The following is an 18,747-nucleotide window of genomic DNA, read 5'->3' as shown; positions in this document are numbered from 1 at the left end:
CATGGCCTCCCTCTGGCACCGATGAGATCGCGCGGCCATCGACGCGACCTGCCCCCTTTGATCACCAGTGCCTAACGATTGGATCTGATTGTGTCGGACCACTATGAGAGTTGTCACACCCTACGTGAAGAATTGGTACACCGGTACTACATGTCGTATTTGACTGCTCACTCAATGTTCACCGCGGTGAGCCTGCCGCGGGCGATGGTCTGATCCGCGATCTTCTTCAGAACCTCGGGAAGCTCGGCGCCTCCCGGCAGATCGACCTTGCCGTCCAACGTGTAGACGGTGAACCGGTAGCTGGCCCGGTCCTGGCAGGGGGGCTCGTAGCCCACCTTCCCGCTGGTCACCTTCGCCTGCCCGGACCCCTCGGGGGGATCGGCGGCGGCATCGGGGCCGAGCTCGGTCGTGGTGGCCGGGATGTTGAACAGCACCCAGTGCACGGCCGACTCGGACGACGTATGGCTGTCGACCACGATGGCGATCGACTCCGCCTCGGACAAGGGCTGGCTCGACCAGCGCAGCGGCGGACTGCCCTGATCACCCCGGCAGGAGTATTCGCGCGGCAGCGGCTCGCCGTCGCGCAGCTCGGGGCTCGCGACGTTGATCTCCGCGATGTCCTTCGCCTCCGACCTGCCGAAAAAGCTGCCACAACCCGCCAGCGCGAACGCGAGTGCCACCACTGTCACACTGACAGTGATGCGTCGCATGCGTGATGCCGTGTTACACAGCCCCATGCCGGATGATGCTACGCGGGTCTCGGCGGTGCGCAGACCGTTTCTCGATGGTCGGTGGTAGGTAAAGGATCCGAAAACAGCCGGAATGACGGCATCCGGGTAGTGAACTTGGCCACATCGGAGGCGGTGGGAGCGCCAGGCGGGGGGACGATCCGGGCAGGCCGGCGGACCATTTCTGGGCTGCGCGTTCGCGGCCGCCGTGGGTGGGGGCGGGGTGCGGGGTCTCGGACGGCGTTGACGGGGCCATCGTCCCAGTAACGGGGTGCGGCGAAAAATCGGGTGCGCCAGGTCGCGCCGTTCGACTAAAGGGGCCGACGTTCGGGTACGGGGCTCGGTTCGGCCGCGGCGGGCGACACTCGCGTACGGGAGCGCGCGGTTCGGGGGCGATGCCTGGATCAGGGGGGAGCGAGGGCGCCCCCGGCCCCGCGTGCGGTGCGCGGACGGCGGCTGCCACGTTGCGTTAGGCGCTCGCGCTGTGGTGCGGTCATGCGCTGCCCGAGCCTGGCTGGCACGAACGTGGCGCCGCCGACGTGGCCAAGCGCGACAGCCTGCGGCCGGGCCGCCAACGAGCATGCACCCGGGCGCGGCCGCCTCGTGGCAGACACGCCGGAGCGTCCGGCGGATCTTTACCGGCCCGCTGGCAGATCGCCCCGGCGGTTCGCGCCCTAAGCTGGCTTTGTGACGTCTACTGGCCCGCTGCGCGATCCGGCGAACCGCGTCTCGCCCAAGGCCGTACGGCTGTGGTTGCTGGAGTCGCTGATCGCCTTCGTGTTCTTCGCCGGCATCTCGCTGCTGCTGTCGCGGTGGGCGGGCGGCTGGTCCTGGGTGCCCGACTGGTTCGCCCGCGACCCGTGGCTGCTGCCCGCCGCCGTCGTGGTGCTGACGCTGCCGTTCCTGGCGGCCGAGCCGTTCGTACGGTACGCCGTGCATCGCTGGGAGCTGTCAGGAGACGTCGTCTACGCCAGGTCGGGATTCCTGACCAGGGAGTGGGTGTTCGTGCCTGTGAGCCGCATCCAGACGGTCGACAAGGGGCAAGGGTGGTTCGAGCGGATGCTCGGTCTGGCCACCCTGGAGATCCGCACGGCGTCCCATGCGGGCTCATCCACGATCAAGGGGCTCGACTACCGGGTGGCGGCCGGGCTGGCCGAGGAGCTGGCCCGCCGGGCCGAGCAGCTGAGGGACGACGCGACATGACCGGCCCCCACCCCGACGGCCCGTCCCAGCCCATCGGCCCGTCCCAGCCCATCGGCCCGCCGCCGTCCACCGACCCGGCCCCACCCACCGACCAGCCGCCGCCGTCAACCGACCGGCCACGCCCGCACGACGGGCAGCCGTCCCCGGCCCCACCTCACGGCGGCCAGTCCTCCGCGCCGGTGCCTCCTCAGGCCGGCGGATGGTCGGCGCCGTCCGGGCCGCCTCCGGACGCCCAGGACGCCGGACGGTTCCCGCCGCCGGGCCATCCGGGCGCGGGGCCGTTTCCCGGGCCCCCCGTCGTGCGGGTGCCGCAGCGGCTCAGCCCCAAGGTGCTGCTCATCGACCCGGTGCGCATGCTGCCTTCCCTCCTCCTCCCCCTGGTCGGCGTCCTGTTCGTGGGCGGTTTCTCGGCCAGGTCGTATGGCTACGCCGCCGCCGGCGTCGTCGGCGCCGTGGTGTTCGCGATCATCCGCTGGGCCACGTTCACGTACGAGATCGTCGGCGACCGGCTGGAGACCAAGCGCTCGCTGATCAGCCGCTCCGTCCGTACCATCCCGCTGGAACGCATCCGCGGCGTCGACGTCTCCACCCCGCCCATGCACCGGCTGCTCGGCCTGACCATCCTCAAGATCGACACCGGGGCGAGCGGCGGCGAGGAGGAGGCGAAGCTCGCCGGCATCACGCCGGAGGAGGCGGAACGCCTCAAGGCGGTTCTCCTGCGCCGCGCCGCCGAGCCCGAGCCGCACGCCCCCGGCGAAGCGGCGCCCGCCGCCACCGGGCCCAGGGAGCGCCCGATCATCGACGTGCCGCGCAGGTGGCTGCTGTACGGGCCGCTCTCGGGCGCGTACCTGCTGACCCCCTTCGCCTTCGCCGGCGGCCTGGTGGGGCTGGCGTTCCAGTGGGGCGACGAGCTCGGGGTCAGCCGGGACACCGCCTGGAGCGCGGGCGAGTGGCTCTGGGAGCACCCCTACCTGCTGCTGGCGCTGGCGTTGCTGCTGGTGGTGGCGATGCCGTTCGCGGGCGGCCTCATGTACGCGATCTTCAACTGGGACTTCAGGCTCAAGCGCCGCGACGGCTACCTCGTGGCCGAGCGCGGGCTGATCAACCGGCGCAGCGTGTCGCTGGAGTCGCAGCGGGTGCGCGGCTACGAGATCGTGGACGGCCTGGCCGAACGGTGGGTCGGCGTCACCCGCGTCTGGGCCATCGTGACCGGGCTCGGCGACTCGGAGACGCGGGGGCAACTGCTGCCCGACGTGCCCCGCGACGTGGCCTTCCAGGTGACCGCCGACGCGATCGGCCCCTACCACGGGGACCTCCGTCCCCATCCTCCTGTGGCGCGCCGTCGGCGGTTGTTCCGCGCCGTCTTCCCCTGGCTCCTGGCCGCCCTGCTCGCCGCCGTCGCCGCCTGGCTCACGGGGGCGGTGTTGTGGTGGGTCCTGCTGGTGCTCCTGCTGGTCATGGCCGGCGTCGGGGTGCCGCTCGGGCTCGACCGCTACGCCTCACTGGGTCACGGCTACGACGGGGTACGCCTGTCGGTGCGCTCAGGCTCGCTGCGTCGCGCCCAAGCCGTGGTCGAACGCCGGGCCGTGGTGGGCTGGCGGCTGCGGCAGACGTGGTTCCAGCGGCAGGCCGGGGTCCTCACGCTGATCGCCGGGGTCGGGGCCGGCAAGGGGGGCTACTCGGCGATCGACGTGTCGCTGCCGCAGGCGGTGGGATTCCCCTCCGAGGTGACGCCGGAGTGGCTCGCCCCCTTCCTGGAACGCACCGAACCCTGACCGGGGGCTCGTCCTGGCCGTCGGCGGCTCGGTCACCTGGTGGTCCTGGCACAGGTGGTGAACCCGGAACACCTGGTGGGCGCGGGCACGAGGACGAGTGCTCCTGCTCCTGCCACCGCCGCGTGTCGCCCGGCCTCCCGCACCCCGCGCCCGATCACTGCTGGTTCGCCTGGGCAGCCCAGGTTTGTCGTGCTCGGTGGCGGTCCGTTCTGACCTGAGCGGTCCGGCTCGTTCTGATCAATCCTGGCGGCGGGCGCCGAACATGATCTCGTCCCAGGTCGGCACCGAGGCCCGGCGGCCCCTCGAACCCTTGCGCGCCTGACGGGCGGCCGGAGCGGGCGGCGGAGAGGGCACCGGCACGGCCGGGTCCTCCTTCGGCTCGTCCTTGGCCGCCCGCGCCGCCGGAACCGCCGGAGCGGGCTTCGGCTTGGGCGCCGGCGGCTTGCTCTCCCGAACCGGCTGCTCGGGCTCGGCCCGACCCGCCTTCTTCTGCGCCGCCAGCTTCGCCGGTGTCGGCCTCTCAGGCTCGGCCGCCGGCTCAGGCGCGTCTTCGGCGGCGGGCGTCGCCTCCCGAACGGTCGCCGCCTCGGCGGCGGGCGCCGGGTCGGGAACGCGTGTGGGCTCAGGAGCGGGCGTCGGCTCGGGAACGGAGACCGTCTCAGGAGCGGCAGCGGCCTCAGGGGCGGGCGTCGCTTCAGGAGCCGACGTCGTCTCGGTGACGGCAGCGGCCTCAGCAGCCGACTTCGTCTCGTCACCGGTGGACGACTCGGCGGCTGCGGACGTTTCGGCGATTGCGGACGTTTCGGCGGCGGCTGCTTCCGGAGCGGGAGCCTCACCGGTGGCCTTCGCGGCGGCGGCCGGGGCCTCGGGGGTCGCGGCGGTTGCCGGGGTGGTCTCGGTGGCGGCCGACGCGGCGACTGCCGTCGTCTCGGTAGCCGCCGCGGATGTCTCGGGGGCAACCCCCTCGGGAACGGCCGTGGTCTGCGCCGCCGTTGTGCCCCCACCCAGGATCGTCGTCTCGGCCGCGACCGGGGTTTCGGTCTCGGATGCGGCTTCGGGCATGGCAGCGGTTTCGCCAGCGGCAGTGGAACCGGGAACGGGCGTGGTCCGCGCCGGGACCGTGCCCTCGGCCATGGCCGTTGCTTCGGACGTGGGCGTCGTCCCAGACGGGCTGGTCACTTCGCCGGCGACCGGCTGCTCGGTGACGGCCGGCTGCTCGGCGGCGGCGGTTGCAGCGTCCGGGGATCCGGCCGGGGCGGTCTCGTCGTTCTTGGCGGTCTCGACGGCAGCGGCCGTCTTGCCGGCTTCGACGGCGTTTGTGCCGGTGGCCTCGACGGCGGTCTCGCCGCTTGCGACGGGCTGGACCGGTGCGGATCCGGACCCGAGCTCGGGCTGGGCCTCGGTCCCGGCGGTCACGCCCTTCGCGGCGGGAGCCGGCGTCGTCTCCGGGGCGGCCGTGGCGGCGGCCTCTGTGGTGGTGGGGTGCGCGACAACTTCCACCGTGGCGTCCGTGGAGGCGGCCGGTGCCACGGATGCGGTGGCCGCTTCCGTGGCGGCCTGCGGGGCGTCCTCCGTTGTGGGAACGGCTGCGCCTGCCCCGGCCTGGCTCTCGGCGGCCCCGGACTCGGCCCTGGTGGGCCTCTGCGCGTCGGCGGCGGTCTCGGCGACGGCCTTCTCCGCGAGCTCGGCGGGCGTGACGACGGACGGGCCCGTGGCGGGCGGCGCGTCGGCCCGGACAACGGCCGTCTCAGCGTGTGCGGTCGCCTCAACCTGGGCGCTCGGCTCCGGTTGGATGGTCGGTTCCGGGTGGCGGGCCGGGGACGTGGGCTGGGCGGACGGCGACTCGGAGTGGGTGGTCGCCGAGTTGCGCAGATCGGCGGCCGGCTGGTCTCGGGCCGGCGAGAGCGTATCGGCGGGCGCATCCGGTCGCGCCGCCCGCTGGTTCTGGACGGGCGTGAACTCCTGCCCGGCCGGTCGGCCGTCAGAGGTGGGCCTCTGCGTGCCAGGCCGGTCCTCGACGAACGCGGGCCCCTGTGCGGGGCGCTGGTCGTCGGCGGTGGTGAAGCGCTGGTCGGGTGCGGGGGCGTCGGCGGTGGGCGGCCGGGGGGCCGGGTGGGAGGTCGGTGGGCCGGCGGGGGCGTAGATGGAGTCGGTCTCGCGGTCGCCGGAGCGGCCCGCGCCGAAGTCGGGCAGCCACGGCGAAGAACCGCCGCGGCGGGACGAGGTGTCGCCGGGGCGGGTGTGGCCGGTTTCGCGGGCGGGAGGTTCGGGCCGGTAGGGCTCGCGTACGGAGTCCTGCCGGTGGCCGGGCTCCTGCCGGTGGCCGGGCTCCTGCGGCCGGCCGGAGTCGGCGCGGTGGCCTGCGTCTCTGGCCGGGGAGTCGTGGCGTGCGGCCGGCTCCTCGCCGTGGTCGAAGTCGTGGCGCGGGGTGAAGGGCGCCTCGCGCGGCGGCGTCTCCGGCGGCCGCGTGTAGGCGGTCTCCGGCGACCGGACCGGCGGCGTGTAGCCGACGGCGGGCTCCTCCGGCTCGCGGCGCACCACCGACGGGAACGGCAGCGCGTCGGAGGCGAGCGGCGGCACCGGCTGCAGTTTGGCCACCCGCGGCGCGAACGGCATCACCGTGGTGTCCTCCACCACGGCGGGATCGGGGTCGAAGTCGGCGGACGACAGCCGCAGGGCCTCGTCGTCGTGGGGTGTCACGTGGCGCTTGCGCGGGTCGAAGAGCCACTCGGCGTGGCGCGTGTGACCGTTCCACACGTAGCCGAGCTTGACCCGCCACAGGCCGTCGTCGCGCTTGGCGGAGTCCCAGTCGATCTCGTCGGTGGGCACGCCGCGCCTGGTCAGCCGCTCCGCGACGAGGTCGCCGAGCGTCGGCCCCGGGGCGGACTCGCCCGGCATCCGTACGGCCACACGTTGCGCCTGCTGGGCGACGTACTCCCGCTCCTGCAGCACCGGCCCCTCGAACCAGCGGACGCGCTCGACGGGGATCCCGGCGGTCGCCGCGATCTCCTCCGCCGTCTCTCCGGCTCGGATGCGGGCCTGGATCTCCTTGGGGCGCAACGGACTCTCCACTTCGATCTCGTACTGGCCGAGACGGGAGAAGTTGCCGCGGACGGCAGCACGGAGCCGGTCGTCCACGGGAAGCGTGAAGCGCGTACCCCGTCCGGCAGTAGCCAGCACGAGGTAGGTGCCGTCCTCACTTACCGCGACGAGTCGGAGCTCCTGCATGCGAGTCCCTTCGTCAGCGTCGCCATTCTTCCCCCGGACCCTTGAGTCTCTCGCGTGTGCCGGTTGCCTGCCAGCACCGTACCCGGCATGTCCGAACATCGCCTTCCTGGGATAGCCCGCAGGCGTTGTGACGCCGGTCACATTTGTGGAATCCATCACTCTAGAGCCCGCCATCGCGCATGAGGAGGTTAGATGCCGTCGGCGGGTTCTGGCGAATCGCGCCACGGGAGGGCGTGCACTTCAGCCATGAGGCGATCGCGGCGGGGCCGGCTTCGGGATGAAGTTCCAGGTGACGGGCGGCGGCTCCGGCGAGGTACGGGGTGTGCGGAGAGTATGCCCGGCCGTCCGGAGTGATGTGACATGTGCCGGTGGAGGAGGCTCCGACCACGAACACGCCCTTACGTACCAGCGACCGTGCGGCGCGGTCGAGGGCGGGGGAGCCGGCGCCGTCGATCGTCATGCTCGTCACGGAGGGTCCTCTGGCGTGCCTGCGGATCCAGTCCAGCCCGGCCAGGACATCGGACAGCGTGCCGGAGCCGCCGCAGCCGAGCACCCGCACCGAGGCGAGGCCGGCCTTCGGCGCGACACTGTGTGTGCGGGAGGCGGACCGCGTGCCGTGGCCGCCGCAGTCGCGTCCGGTGCCGCCGGTGGCGTCGAACGCCCGCCACACCCGCTCCCCGAAGCCCCGCCCATCCTCGTCCCCAGCCTCCGTGCCCGTATCCACGCCGCTGCTCACGACGTACACGGTGACGCCCGCGCCGTCCGCCTCCACGGCGTACGGACGGGAGGGCCTGCCGCCGGTCATGGGACGGATCTGGCGGTCGGGCTCGATCGAGCGCACCCGCCGGTCGGCGCGCAGGTCGGCCAGTTCGGCGGCGGTGAGGAAGGTGGCGAAGCCGGGCAGCGCCGAGGCGTAGTAGCGGCGCACCCGCCAGCGCACCTCGCCGACGAGATCGCGGGCGGCCACCCGGCTGCGGGCGATGACGATGTACGGGCGGGCGGGCTCGGACGGCGAGGGGTGCAGGGCGAGACCCGAGGCGGGCGTCATGGCGGAGGGTACGGCGGTCGCGGCGGCCGTGGCCACGGCCGCGGCGAGGTAAACGGAGGGCAGGCCGAGTCGTCGGGGCACGAGCTATAAGGGTGCCTGTCGCGCAGGTCACAGGAACAACAGGACACGCACTCGCGTCTATTCACGAGACAGCTCTTTACCAACACAGAACGCATGGCGAGAGAGGACTGAACCGGGGGATGAGTGACGGGCAGCGGGGGTTCGAGCTGAGCGTCCCACAGATCCTGGGCAGTGCCCTGGCCGCGGTGACGGCCGCGGTGGCCGCGTCGTACCTCGGCGTGGCGGGCACGGTGATCGGGGCGGCGGTCGTCAGCGTCGCCAGTACGGTCGCGACGGCGATCTACACGCACTATCTCAAGCGCACCGGAGAGCGGGTCAAACAGCACACGCTGGTGCCAAAAGGGGGACGCGACCCGGAGCAGGGCCTGCTGGCCGCCGCCGCACACGCGACCAGGGCCGACGCCGACAGGGAGACGACTCCGCACGCGGCCTCGAACGACGAGGGCACCGCACGGCACGAGACTCCGGCCGACGGCGACACGCCGGACGCGACCTCGGGTGACGGCGGGTCCACGCTGGTGATGCCGGTCGTACGCGGGCCGGGCCGCGGGCTGCCGTGGATGAAGGTCGGTGCGGCGGCGGCGATGGTGTTCGCGGTCAGCATGGGGAGCATCCTGGCCTACCAGGCGCTGGCCGATCGGACGGTGCACGAGCAGGTCACCGGCAAGGCGCCGGTGAAGGCGCGCGAGGACAGGACGCCGGCCACCCGCGAGCCGGAGAGCCGGGCGCCCGCGTACCCGCCGCACACCCTCACGACGGAGCCGGAGACGCCGACGCCCACCCCGACACCGACCCCGACGCCGAGTGCGACGCGGAGCAGGACGCCGTCCGGGCGTCCCACGTCCGAGCCGGCGCCCACGCGGTCGGAGCCGGTGACGCCGTCGCAGGGAACGACGGAGGCGCCGCCGCAGGAGCAGCCCGAGCAGCCGGACGGGACCGACGAGACGCCGACGGCCACCACGGAGCCGTCCCCGCAGACGGGCCAGGACGAGGCCGACGACCACCCCGCCGGCCGGGGCGACCTGCGGTGAACCGCCGTCCGGCCGGCGGTGGTCGCCCGGAGGCGGTCCGGGGCGGTCCGGGGCGGTTCGCGGTGGCTCGCCGGTGGGGCTAGCCGAGCACCGTGTCCAGGTAGTCGTTGGTGAACAGGCGCCCCGGGTCGAGGCGGTCGCGCAGGGCGACGAAGTCGGCGTGGCGCGGGTACACCTTGGCCAGGTACGCGGCGTCGCGCGTGTGCAGCTTGCCCCAGTGGGGCCGGCCGTCGAGGCGGGTCATGATCTCCTCGACGCCGTCGAAGTAGGCGGGGTTCGGCGTCGGCCGGTAGACGTGGCAGGCGACGTACGCCGTCGGCCGCCCGTACGCGGTGGACAGCCACGCGTCGCTGGGCGGCGTCACCCGCACCTCCACCGGAAAGGTGATCTTCCAGTCCATCCGCCCGATCAGGTCCCCGGTCTCACGCAGAGCCTGGGCCAGGCGCTCGCGCGGGACGGCGTACTCCATCTCCAGGAAGCGCACGTCCCGTCGCGCCGTGAACACCTTGTACGAGGCGTCCACCGACTCGGAGTCGCCCAGCGCCGCCGCGCTGACGGCGTTGATCTTCGGGATCGACCCGGGCAGGCGGGCGCCGAGCGCGCAGGCGGCGCCGAAGACGGTGTTCTCCAGGAACACGTTGTCCAGCCAGTGCCGCAGCGCGCCGGGCGGCCGCGCCGGGCCGGGGCTGCGGTTGTTGGTCTTGACCAGGCAGGCGTCGGTGTGCGGCAGCCAGAAGAAGTCGAGGTGCTCGTTCGCCGCGGTCAGGTCGTCGAGCGAGCGCAGGATGTCGCTGAGCGCGAGCCTGCGGCGCCGCTGGCGCAGCAGGAACGCGGGCTCGACCCGGAACGTCACGGCCGTCAGCACCCCGAGGGCGCCGAGCCCCACGCGGGCCGCGTCGAAGAGGTCGTCGCCGGGCGCGGCGGTGGTCACGGAGCCGTCGGCGAGGACGAGCTCCAGTGCGGCGACCTGGTCGGCGAGGCCGCCGCTGTCGCGGCCGGTGCCGTGGGTGCCGGTCTGGATGGCGCCGGCGACGGTCTGCTCGGTGATGTCGCCCATGTTCGCCAGGGCCAGGCCGCGTTCGGCGAGCAGTTCGTTGAGCGCGCGCAGCGGGGTGCCGGCCGCGACGGTGACGAGGCCGTCGGCGTACGACCTGATCCCGGTCAGCGCGCCGGGGCGGAGCATGATGCCGTCGGTCAGGGCCACTCCGGTGAAGGAGTGGCCCGTCCCGATCATGCGGACGCGCCGCCCTGAGGCGGCGGCGTCCCGTACGGCGCGTACGACGTCCTCGACGGAGGCGGGTGTACGCACCTCGGCGGGGGTGCCCGACTGGTTGCGCGCCCAGTTCACGAAGGTCACGAGCACCCCTTGGGAAAGAGCATCGTTCCGTTAGACGCGAACGATACTCACTTCTCCCAGCCTTCCGGAACGGGGAAGATGTCGCCGGGCTCGAGGTTCTGGCTCTTGATCACGTCGGAGACCGTCACCAGGTGGTAGCCCTTGTTCTTCAGCGTCTTGATGAGCGAGGGCATGCCGTCCACGGTCTGCTTGACCCAGTCGTGCATCAGGATGATGCCGTTGGGCTTGGCCACGGCCAGCGTCTGCTTCTGGATGGCCTTGACGTTCTTGGAGCTCCAGTCCTGGGAGCCGGCGGTCCACAGGATCATCGGCATGCCGAACTCGGCGGCGATGTCGGAGACCTGGAGGTCGGCCAGCCCGTACGGCGGGCGCAGCAGCTTGGGCTCGACGCCCGCCGCCTTCTTCACCGCGTCCTGGGTCTTCTGGATCTCGCTCTTGATGGTCCCGGCCTCGCTCTTGGTGAAGTCGGGGTGGCTGTAACTGTGGTTGCCGAGCTCGTGGCCCTCGGCGGCCATGCGCTTGACGTAGGAGGGGCGGCTCTTCACGTATTGGCCCTCAAGGAAGAACGTCGCCTTGGCGTCGTACTTCTTGAGCGTGTCGAGCAGTGTGCCGGCGTACTTGCCCGGTCCGTCGTCGAAGGTCAGCGCGATGCACTTGACCTGCGAACAGTCGATGGGCTCCTTCTTCGGCGCCTGAGCCGACGCGGGTGCCGGGGCGACAGCGACGCAGACGGCCGCGATTGCTAGAAGTGATGTGATTCGTCGGGACATAACAAATGCTTCCGGTGTGATGGGTGTTGCGAGGGATGTCCCGACGGTAGCGGATCACGTCTGCGACGGTGAAGGAGCCTCGGGAAGTCTCAGCAAACCCGAACCTCCGATCCCGACCGCCACGGCCAGGGCGGCGGCGCAGACGGAGAAGACGTACGCGCTGGAGGCGCCGTGCGACTCGGTGAGCGCCCCGCCCGCCCACGAGCCCAGCGCCACGCCGAACCCGATCGCGGTCGAGATCCAGGCCATGCCCTCGGTGAGCAGCGACTGCGGCACCATCCGCTCGGTGATCGAGAAGACCGTGATGAGCGTCGGGGAGATGGCGAACCCGGCCAGGAACAGCGCCGCCGCCATGATCCACGGGCTGCCGATGAACATGATCGGCACCAGCCCCACCACGAACAGCCCGAGCGCCCTGACGAACCGCTTGCGCAGCGGGATCCGCCAGTTCCGCGAGCCGAACCAGAGCCCCGACACCATCGACCCGCCCGCGAACGCGGCCAGCAGGAACCCGGAGACCCCCTTCACGCCGTGCTCGTCGGCGAAGGCCACCGTGATCAGGTCGACCGACCCGAAGATCGCGCCCAGCGCCAGGGAGACGCAGGCCAGCAGGGCGATGCCGGGGATCAGGATGGGCGAGCCCGCCGACGACCTGATCTCCTGCACGGGCGGCTGGGTGTCGTGCTGCGTCGCCAGCGCCAGGCTGCCGGCCAGCATGCACAGCAGCGCCACGATCAACCCCGCGTACGGGTTCACGCTGGTCGCCAGCACCGTGACCAGCGCGGGCCCGGTGACGAAGACGACCTCGTCGGCCACCGACTCGAACGCGAACGCGGTGTGCAGCCGGCCGGAGCCGCCGTAGATGACCGACCAGCGGGCCCGCACCATCGAGCCGATCGACAGCGAGGTCGCGCCCACGACGAGCCCGCTGGCGTAGAACGTCCAGTCGGGCAGTCCCCACCCGGCGAAGCCCATGAGGGCCACCAGCGCGACCGCGTTGACGACCGCGAACGGCGGGATCACCCGCCCCTGCCCGAACCTGTCCACGAGCCGGCCCGACAGCGGCGCGGCGACGGCGAAGGCCACGTTGGTGGTGGCGGCGACCGCCCCGGCGGTGGCGTAGGAGCCGGTCAGGGTGGAGATCAGCAGGATGACGCCGATGCCGAGCATCGACATCGGCATCCGGCCGACGAACCCGGCCAGCACGAACGCTTTGACGCCGGGCCTGTCGAACAACCCCCGGTAAGGCCCGACCACGCTGTTTCCCCCTTACTAAAAAGCAGCTAACCATTGCGCACCGTATGTCCGGTTGGCAAGTCGGTTTCTAGTGGGGTGAGTTAACGTGTCCCGGGTGTCGGGTCTTCCCTCGTTCCGTGCGGTCATGCTCATGGTCATCGCCGTGCTCGCCGCCACGGTGGCGGCCGGCGGGGTCGTCGTGCTCGTGAGCGACGACGTGGTCGGCAGCACGCGGGAGCCGCCCGTACGCGGGAAGCCGAGCCCGAGTCAGTCACCCGCGCCCCGCCTCGACCAGCTCGTCCCCACCGCGGCCCCGGTGAAGGACCCGGTCAGAGACCTCGCGCGGGCGGGCCACAAGGTCACCGCGACGCCGCCGCGAGTGCTGGCCATCGCCCCCGGCACGGTGCCCAAGCAGACCAGGTTCCGCCTCGGCGAGCTCGCCAGCGTGCGCAAGGCGACCGTGGTGGACGCGGGCGCGGTCAAGGTGTCGGGCACCTCGATCAACCTGCTGGCGGTGGACCCGGCGGACTTCCGCTCATGGACGCCGCAGCCGATCGCCGACCAGCCCGCCGTGTGGCAGGCCCTGGCCAGGGGCGAGCTCGTGACCGACGCGGCCGCGATGCGCAAGTTCGGCATGATCCTCGGCGCCATGTACCAGGTGGACGGCGGGCCCCGGCTGCGCGTCGCGGCCTCGGCCCCGCTCGGGCTGCACGGCGTGGACGGGCTCGTGAGCGCGGATCTGGGCCGGCGGCTGGGGTTCGCGCAGGGGGTGGCGGTGCTGCTGCACGGCAAGGCGGGCAAGATCCGCGAGTCGGGCGTGCGCCAGCTGCTCGGCAAGAGCGCTCAGATCGTCATGCTGGATGCCTCCGCCCGCACCGCCAAGCAGCGCCAGCCTGTCCAGCAGCCGTCCCAGGACCAGCCCGCCCAGGACCAGCCGCAGCAGGTCACGGTCGGCCGCCCTGGCAGCTACCTGGAGCTCTACAAGGCCTCGGCCACCCGCTGCCCCGGCCTGTCCTGGACGGTGCTGGCCGCGATCGGGCAGGTGGAGAGCAGCCACGGGCGCAACAACGGCCCGTCGAGCGCGGGCGCTCTCGGGCCGATGCAGTTCATGCCCGCCACCTGGAAGCACTACGGCGTCGACGGCGACGGGGACGGCAAGAAGGACATCTGGAGCCCTTACGACGCCGTGCCCGGCGCCGCCAACTACCTGTGCGCGAACAAGGCCGGCCAGGGCGGCGAGCGCCTGCGCAAGGCGATCTGGTTCTACAACCACTCGTGGGACTACGTGAACAAGGTCATGGGCATCGCCGAGGCGTACGCCCGCACCTACGCCTGAGCGGACGCGCCGGCTACGCCTGAGCGGCCGGCTGGGGCCGCCGGCGCGGGGGCGGGCAGCAGGTGAGCGGGCACGGCGCCGGATCGGGCTCGTCCAGCAGCTCGCGCACCATCTGGACGAAGCGCGGATGGGTGCCCGCCGTCGCGGCGCGCTCCATCGGCAGGCCCAGCTCCGCCGCCACCGCCTTCGCCTCGGTGTCGAGGTCGTAGACGACCTCCATGTGGTCGGAGACGAACCCGATCGGCACCAGCACCACGGACCCGGCGTCGATCTTGCGCAGATGGTCGCACACGTCCGGCTCCAGCCACGGCACCTGCGGCGGGCCGCTGCGCGACTGCCACACCAGGTCCCACGGCTGGTCGCGGCCGAGCGCCCGGCTGACCAGCTCCGCGCTCCTGCGCAGCTGCGCCTCGTAGAGCCCGCCGGACGGGCCGGCCGTCTCGGCCATCGAGACGGGGATGCTGTGGGCGGTGAAGACGAGCCGCGCGTCGTCGCGGCCCAGCCGGTCGAGCGCCGCGCGGGTGCGGTCGGCCATCGCGGCCACGAACCCGGGGTGCTCGCCGTAGTGGCGCAGCTTGACCAGCTCGGGGCCGTCCTCGACGGAGATGCGGTCGATGTCCTCGTAGTACTGCCGGCAACTGGAGTAGCCGGCGAACGCGGAGGTGGCGAACACGGCGGCCTTCCGCACGCCGTCCGCCCGCATCTGACGTACGGTGTCCTCGCCGAACGGGTGCCAGTTGCGGTTGCCCCAGTAGACCGGCATCCCGGCGACCGGGCGCAACGCCTCGACCAGCGCGCGGTTCTGCTCGTTGATCGGGCTGACCCCGCCGAAGCTCTGGTAGTGCTCGGCCACTTCGAGCAGCCGTTCGCGGGGCACGCCCCGCCCGCGCACGACGTTCTCCAGGAACGGCATCACGTCGTCGGGCCCCTCGGGACCGCCGAACGACAGGACCAGCAAGGCGTCGTAAATTCCCACGTGACAACCCTATGCGGGAGTGTCTCCGGTCTTCTCCGCGAGGTAGGTTCGATCGAGTGAGCGCATTCAACGACATACGTGACTATGTGGCCATCCCCCGGGTTCTGTCGCTGCGACTATCGCCCGACGGCTCCAGACTCGTCTCCACCGTCCAGTCCCTCAACCCTGACGGCAAGTCGTTCGGCACCGCGCTCTGGGCCATTCCCGTGGACGGCGAGCCGTACCGGCTGACGCGCTCGGCCAAGGGGGAGTCCGCCGCCGTCTTCACCGCGGCCGGGGACGTGCTGTTCACCTCCGCGCGGCCCGACGTGACCGTCAAGGACTCCACCGACGAGGTGCCGTCGCTGTGGCTGTTGCCCCGCGCGGGCGGTGAGGCCCGCCAGGTGGCCGCCAGGCCCGGCGGCATCGGCGCGGTGCGCACGGCCGGCGACGTGGTCGTGTTCTCCTCCGACGTCCTCGACGGCGAGGAGGCGGCCGAGCAGGACAAGCGCAAGGCCCGCAAGGACGCCGGGATCAGCGCCATCCTGCACGAGGGCTACCCCGTCCGCTACTGGGACCACGACCTCGGGCCCGGCCGGCCCCGGCTGTTCGCGGCCAGGCTCGGCGCGGACCGCCTGGAGGACGTACGCGACCTGACCCCCGACGCGGGCGAGGCGCTGCGCGAGGGCGGGTTCGAGCTGACCCCCGACGGCGCCACCGTGATCACCACCTGGCGCGAGTTCCTGCCGAACGGCCAGTGGCGCACCGACCTGGTGGCCATCGACGTGGCCGGTGGCGAGCGGCGCGTGCTGCTGAGCGACGAGGCCCACGACTTCAACGGCCCGATGGCGGTCTCTCCCGACGGGACCCAGATCGCCTGCTCCCGCGAGCGGCACACCGGATACGACGTCTCGGCGCGCAGCGAGCTGTGGATCGCCGACCTCGCCACCGGGCAGGGCCGCGCGTACGCGCCCGACCTGTTCCCGATGGACGTCGAGTGGGCTCCTGACAGCTCCGCCGTCTACCTCGTGGCCGACCACCAGGGCCGCCGCCCGATCTTCCGCGTGACGCCCGGCGATGCTGACGGCGGCGACGAGACGGTCAGGCTCACCCAGGACGACGCCGCCTACCTCGGGCTCAGCCCGTCCCCCGACGGCCGCTTCGTCTACGCCCTGCGCAGCGCCGTCAACCTCGCGCCCGGGCCGGCCAGGATCGACGCGGCCACCGGCGACATCGCCGACCTGCCGACGCCCGCGCCGCGCCCCGAGGTGCCCGGCACGCTGACCGAGATCTCCGCCACCGCCGACGACGGCGCCACCATCCGGGGCTGGCTCGTCCTGCCCGAGGGCGCCTCCGCCGCCGACCCGGCGCCGTTCCTGCTGTTCATCCACGGCGGCCCGGTGGCCTCGTGGAACGACTGGCAGTGGCGCTGGCAGGCGTGGATCATGGCCCAGCACGGGTACGCCGTCCTGCTGCCCGACCCCTGCCTGTCCACCGGCTACGGCCAGGAGATGATCGACCGCGGCTGGGGCAACTGGGGCCCGCGCACCCAGGCCGACCTCGACGCGATCGTGGACGTGGCCCTGGCCAGGGACGACATCGACAGCGAGCGCGTCGCCGCGCTGGGCGGCTCGTTCGGCGGCTACATGGCCAACTGGCTCGCCGGCCACACCGACCGCTACCAGGCCATCGTCACCCACGCCTCGCTGTGGCACCTCGACCAGTTCGCCGGCACCACCGACGCGGCCATGTACTGGCAGCGCGAGTTCGGCGTCCCCGGCGGGGAGCGCTACCAGCTGCTGTCGCCGCACCTCTCGCTCGACAAGATCACCACCCCGCTGCTCGTCATCCACGGCGACAAGGACTACCGGGTGCCGATCGGCGAGGCCCTGCGGCTGTGGTGGGACCTGCGCCGCACGGAGGTGGACTCGAAGTTCCTCTACTTCCCCGACGAGAACCACTGGATCCTCAAGCCGGGCAACGCCGTCGCCTGGTACGAGACCGTGCTCGCCTTCCTCGCCCAGCACGTGCTGGGCCAGGAGTGGAAGCGTCCGGAATCGGTGGCGTGATGACGGACTTCCTGAGACTGGCCGAGGAGATCGCCCGCGAGGCGGGGGAGATGATCCTGGCCAAGCGGCCGACCATGTCGGCCGAGATCGAGACCAAGTCCAGCCCCACCGACGTCGTCACCACGCTGGACAAGGCGTCGGAGGAGCTGATCCGCGACCGCATCCTGTCGGCCAGGCCCGGCGACCGGATCCTGGGTGAGGAGGGCGGCGAGGCGCCCGGCGAGTCGGACGTGCGCTGGATCGTCGACCCGATCGACGGCACGGTCAACTTCCTGTACGGCCTGCCCGACTGGGCCGTGTCGATCGCCGTGGAGGTCGAAGGCCAGGTCGTGGCGGGCGTCGTCAACGTGCCCGCCCGCGGCGAGGTCTACACCGCGGCACTCGGGCAGGGTGCCTGGCTCGGGCACGAGCGGCTGCGCTGCAACACCGGCGTGCCGCTGGCGCAGGCCCTGGTCGCCACCGGGTTCGGCTACTTCAAGGAGCGGCGGGCCGTCCAGGGCGAGGTGGTGGCGCAGGTCGTGCCGCGCGTGCGCGACATCCGGCGCGGCGGCTCGTGCGCCATCGACATGTGCTCGCTGGCGGCGGGCCGGGTGGACGCCTACTACGAGCGCGGGGTCAATCAGTGGGACTTCTCGGCGGCCGGTCTGGTGGCCACCGAGTCGGGCGCCAGGCTGGGCGGGCTGCACGGCAGGCCGGTCAGCCCCGACTTCGCGCTGTGCGCGGCTCCAGGACTGTTCGAGGAGCTGCACGACCTGCTGGCAGGACTGAACCCCGAACGTGACGCCTGACGTCCTCAGACGAAGGTGTCATGGGCGAAACGGCCGGAGCCCGGCTCCGGCCGTTTCGCGTTCAGCTAGCGGGGCAACGGGATGCCGTGATCGTCGGCCAGCCGTCGCAGGTCCTCGATCTCGGCGGTGAGGGTGTCGGCGAGGTAGTCGTCGCCGACGCTGCGGGCCTCCCGAAGGCCCTTGTAAGCCTGGTCGAGGCGGTGTTCGATCGTGGTCGTGAACTCGCCCATCTCACCTACTCTCTGGGGGTTCGATCCGTGTGGGCGGCGAAGTTACCCCATTGCCGGATGAAGACTGGGCAATGGGTGTCCCGCAGGCATACCCCGGCTCGTCGCCCTCCGAAACATGAAATTCGCCTCGCTCCGCATCCCCAGGGGGTCACCCTGCCCTGAACATGCCTTACCGTGCGCTTATCGAGGTGGTGGGCACAATGAGGGCCCCGAATCGGGAAAGAGGTGTGCCAGGCGTGCGAGTGCTGGTGGTTGAGGATGAGCGGGTGCTCGCCGACGCGATCGCGACGGGGCTGCGGCGCGAGGCGATGGCGGTCGACGTCGCCTACGACGGCGGCGGCGCGCTCGAACGGACCTCCTACATCGACTACGACGTCATCGTGCTCGACCGCGACCTGCCCGTCGTCCACGGCGACGAGGTGTGCCGGCGGCTGGTCGAGCAGCGGACGGCCTCACGGATCCTCATGCTGACCGCGTCCGGCGACGTGGACGACAAGGTGGAGGGGCTCGGCCTCGGGGCCGACGACTACCTCGCCAAGCCGTTCGTCTTCGTCGAGCTGGTCGCCCGGGTCCGCGCGCTCGGCCGCCGCTCCGCCCCCGCCCTGCCGCCCGTGCTCGAACGCGCCGGCATCCGGCTCGACCCGGGCAAGCGGCTGGTGGAGCGCGACGGCAAGGAGGTCGTGCTGACGAAGAAGGAGTTCGCGGTGCTCGAAGAGCTGATGCGGGCCGAGGGCGCCGTCGTCAGCCAGGAGGACCTGCTGGACAAGGCATGGGACGAGAACATCGATCCCTTCACCAACGTGGTCCGCGTGACCATGATGACGCTGCGGAAGAAGCTGGGCGAGCCTCAGGTGATCGAGACCGTGCCCGGGGTTGGGTACAAATTGTGACTGAAAGGCCAGAACGCGAGGC

Annotated in this window: 15 protein-coding genes; 7 read left to right on the top strand and 8 right to left on the bottom strand. The window is 72.1% G+C overall.

Going from position 1 to position 18,747, the window contains the following annotated elements; translation table 11 throughout:
* Positions 1-167: 167 nt before the first annotated feature.
* A complete protein-coding gene (locus ABFX54_RS02645) occupies positions 168-710 on the bottom strand; it encodes a YbhB/YbcL family Raf kinase inhibitor-like protein (protein WP_346101239.1) in 543 nt (180 codons plus the stop codon).
* A 705-nt stretch (positions 711-1,415) separates the two neighbouring features.
* Here ABFX54_RS02645 and ABFX54_RS02640 point away from each other — a divergent pair.
* Both ABFX54_RS02640 and ABFX54_RS02635 read left to right on the top strand, forming a co-directional pair.
* A complete protein-coding gene (locus tag ABFX54_RS02640; RefSeq protein ID WP_346101238.1) occupies positions 1,416-1,931 on the top strand; it encodes a PH domain-containing protein in 516 nt (171 codons plus the stop codon).
* Complete coding sequence (locus ABFX54_RS02635) at positions 1,928-3,706, top strand: PH domain-containing protein (protein WP_346101237.1); 1,779 nt, start codon at positions 1,928-1,930, stop codon at positions 3,704-3,706. The genes ABFX54_RS02640 and ABFX54_RS02635 overlap by 4 nt, the downstream gene beginning before the upstream one ends.
* 237 nt (positions 3,707-3,943) lie before the next feature.
* On the opposite strand, the gene sepH is transcribed toward ABFX54_RS02635, so the two are convergent.
* Entirely contained in the window at positions 3,944-6,934 is a 2,991-nt protein-coding gene (sepH, locus tag ABFX54_RS02630; RefSeq protein WP_346101236.1) for a septation protein SepH, read from the bottom strand.
* A 160-nt stretch (positions 6,935-7,094) separates the two neighbouring features.
* Positions 7,095-8,063, bottom strand: a complete 969-nt coding sequence (locus tag ABFX54_RS02625) for a protease inhibitor I9 family protein (protein ID WP_346101235.1) — start codon at positions 8,061-8,063, stop codon at positions 7,095-7,097.
* 119 nt (positions 8,064-8,182) lie between these two features.
* Here ABFX54_RS02625 and ABFX54_RS02620 point away from each other — a divergent pair, with 119 nt between their 5' ends.
* Positions 8,183-9,094 carry a hypothetical protein gene (locus tag ABFX54_RS02620; protein WP_346101234.1) on the top strand — a complete coding sequence of 304 codons (912 nt, stop codon included), beginning with the start codon at positions 8,183-8,185 and terminating at the stop codon, positions 9,092-9,094.
* Positions 9,095-9,173: 79 nt separating this feature from the next.
* On the opposite strand, the gene ABFX54_RS02615 is transcribed toward ABFX54_RS02620, so the two are convergent.
* From ABFX54_RS02615 to ABFX54_RS02605, 3 genes are read right to left on the bottom strand one after another with little or no spacing between them, the layout of a single operon-like run.
* Positions 9,174-10,451: a D-arabinono-1,4-lactone oxidase gene (locus ABFX54_RS02615; protein WP_346101233.1), complete on the bottom strand. Its 1,278-nt coding sequence runs from the start codon at positions 10,449-10,451 to the stop codon at positions 9,174-9,176.
* Positions 10,452-10,498: 47 nt separating this feature from the next.
* Positions 10,499-11,221, bottom strand: coding sequence for a polysaccharide deacetylase family protein (locus tag ABFX54_RS02610; protein WP_346101232.1), 723 nt, complete (start codon positions 11,219-11,221; stop codon positions 10,499-10,501).
* A gap of 54 nt (positions 11,222-11,275) precedes the next feature.
* The gene (locus ABFX54_RS02605) at positions 11,276-12,478 is read right to left on the bottom strand and encodes an MFS transporter (protein WP_346101231.1); all 1,203 of its coding nucleotides are present in this window, start codon (positions 12,476-12,478) and stop codon (positions 11,276-11,278) included.
* 94 nt (positions 12,479-12,572) lie between these two features.
* Between ABFX54_RS02605 and ABFX54_RS02600 the strand changes: the two genes are divergently transcribed.
* Positions 12,573-13,793: a lytic transglycosylase domain-containing protein gene (locus ABFX54_RS02600; RefSeq protein ID WP_346101230.1), complete on the top strand. Its 1,221-nt coding sequence runs from the start codon at positions 12,573-12,575 to the stop codon at positions 13,791-13,793.
* Between the two features lie 13 nt (positions 13,794-13,806).
* Here the strand turns inward: ABFX54_RS02600 and ABFX54_RS02595 are convergent, their stop codons facing one another.
* Complete coding sequence (locus tag ABFX54_RS02595; protein ID WP_346101229.1) at positions 13,807-14,769, bottom strand: ferrochelatase; 963 nt, start codon at positions 14,767-14,769, stop codon at positions 13,807-13,809.
* An 11-nt stretch (positions 14,770-14,780) separates the two neighbouring features.
* On the opposite strand from ABFX54_RS02595, the gene ABFX54_RS02590 reads away from it, so the two are divergent.
* Both ABFX54_RS02590 and ABFX54_RS02585 read left to right on the top strand, forming a co-directional pair.
* Entirely contained in the window at positions 14,781-16,817 is a 2,037-nt protein-coding gene (locus ABFX54_RS02590) for a S9 family peptidase (protein WP_428834484.1), read from the top strand.
* Positions 16,817-17,605 carry an inositol monophosphatase family protein gene (locus ABFX54_RS02585; protein WP_346101227.1) on the top strand — a complete coding sequence of 263 codons (789 nt, stop codon included), beginning with the start codon at positions 16,817-16,819 and terminating at the stop codon, positions 17,603-17,605. The genes ABFX54_RS02590 and ABFX54_RS02585 overlap by 1 nt, the downstream gene beginning before the upstream one ends.
* Positions 17,606-17,670: 65 nt before the next feature.
* Here the strand turns inward: ABFX54_RS02585 and ABFX54_RS02580 are convergent, their stop codons facing one another.
* On the bottom strand, positions 17,671-17,835 hold the full coding sequence (locus ABFX54_RS02580; RefSeq protein ID WP_165974805.1) for a hypothetical protein: 165 nt from the start codon (positions 17,833-17,835) through the stop codon (positions 17,671-17,673).
* A 236-nt stretch (positions 17,836-18,071) separates the two neighbouring features.
* On the opposite strand from ABFX54_RS02580, the gene ABFX54_RS02575 reads away from it, so the two are divergent.
* Positions 18,072-18,725, top strand: coding sequence for a response regulator transcription factor (locus tag ABFX54_RS02575; protein WP_346101226.1), 654 nt, complete (start codon positions 18,072-18,074; stop codon positions 18,723-18,725).
* The last annotated feature ends 22 nt before the right edge of the window (positions 18,726-18,747 follow it).

Source organism: Nonomuraea maheshkhaliensis (genome assembly GCF_039529435.1).
GTDB classification, from domain to species: Bacteria; Actinomycetota; Actinomycetes; order Streptosporangiales; family Streptosporangiaceae; genus Nonomuraea; species Nonomuraea maheshkhaliensis.
Note: the sequence above shows the minus strand (reverse complement) of the source record. Positions and strands in the feature narration are given on the sequence as shown.

Excerpts from the sequence above, each read along its gene's own strand:
- sepH (WP_346101236.1), bottom strand. The coding sequence starts at position 6,934 with ATGCAGGAGCTCCGACTCGTCGCGGTAAGTGAGGACGGCACCTACCTC.
- ABFX54_RS02585 (WP_346101227.1), top strand. The coding sequence starts at position 16,817 with ATGACGGACTTCCTGAGACTGGCCGAGGAGATCGCCCGCGAGGCGGGG.
- ABFX54_RS02590 (WP_428834484.1), top strand. The coding sequence starts at position 14,781 with ATGCGGGAGTGTCTCCGGTCTTCTCCGCGAGGTAGGTTCGATCGAGTG.
- ABFX54_RS02635 (WP_346101237.1), top strand. The coding sequence starts at position 1,928 with ATGACCGGCCCCCACCCCGACGGCCCGTCCCAGCCCATCGGCCCGTCC.
- ABFX54_RS02620 (WP_346101234.1), top strand. The coding sequence starts at position 8,183 with ATGAGTGACGGGCAGCGGGGGTTCGAGCTGAGCGTCCCACAGATCCTG.
- ABFX54_RS02645 (WP_346101239.1), bottom strand. The coding sequence starts at position 710 with ATGCGACGCATCACTGTCAGTGTGACAGTGGTGGCACTCGCGTTCGCG.
- ABFX54_RS02580 (WP_165974805.1), bottom strand. The coding sequence starts at position 17,835 with ATGGGCGAGTTCACGACCACGATCGAACACCGCCTCGACCAGGCTTAC.
- ABFX54_RS02610 (WP_346101232.1), bottom strand. The coding sequence starts at position 11,221 with ATGTCCCGACGAATCACATCACTTCTAGCAATCGCGGCCGTCTGCGTC.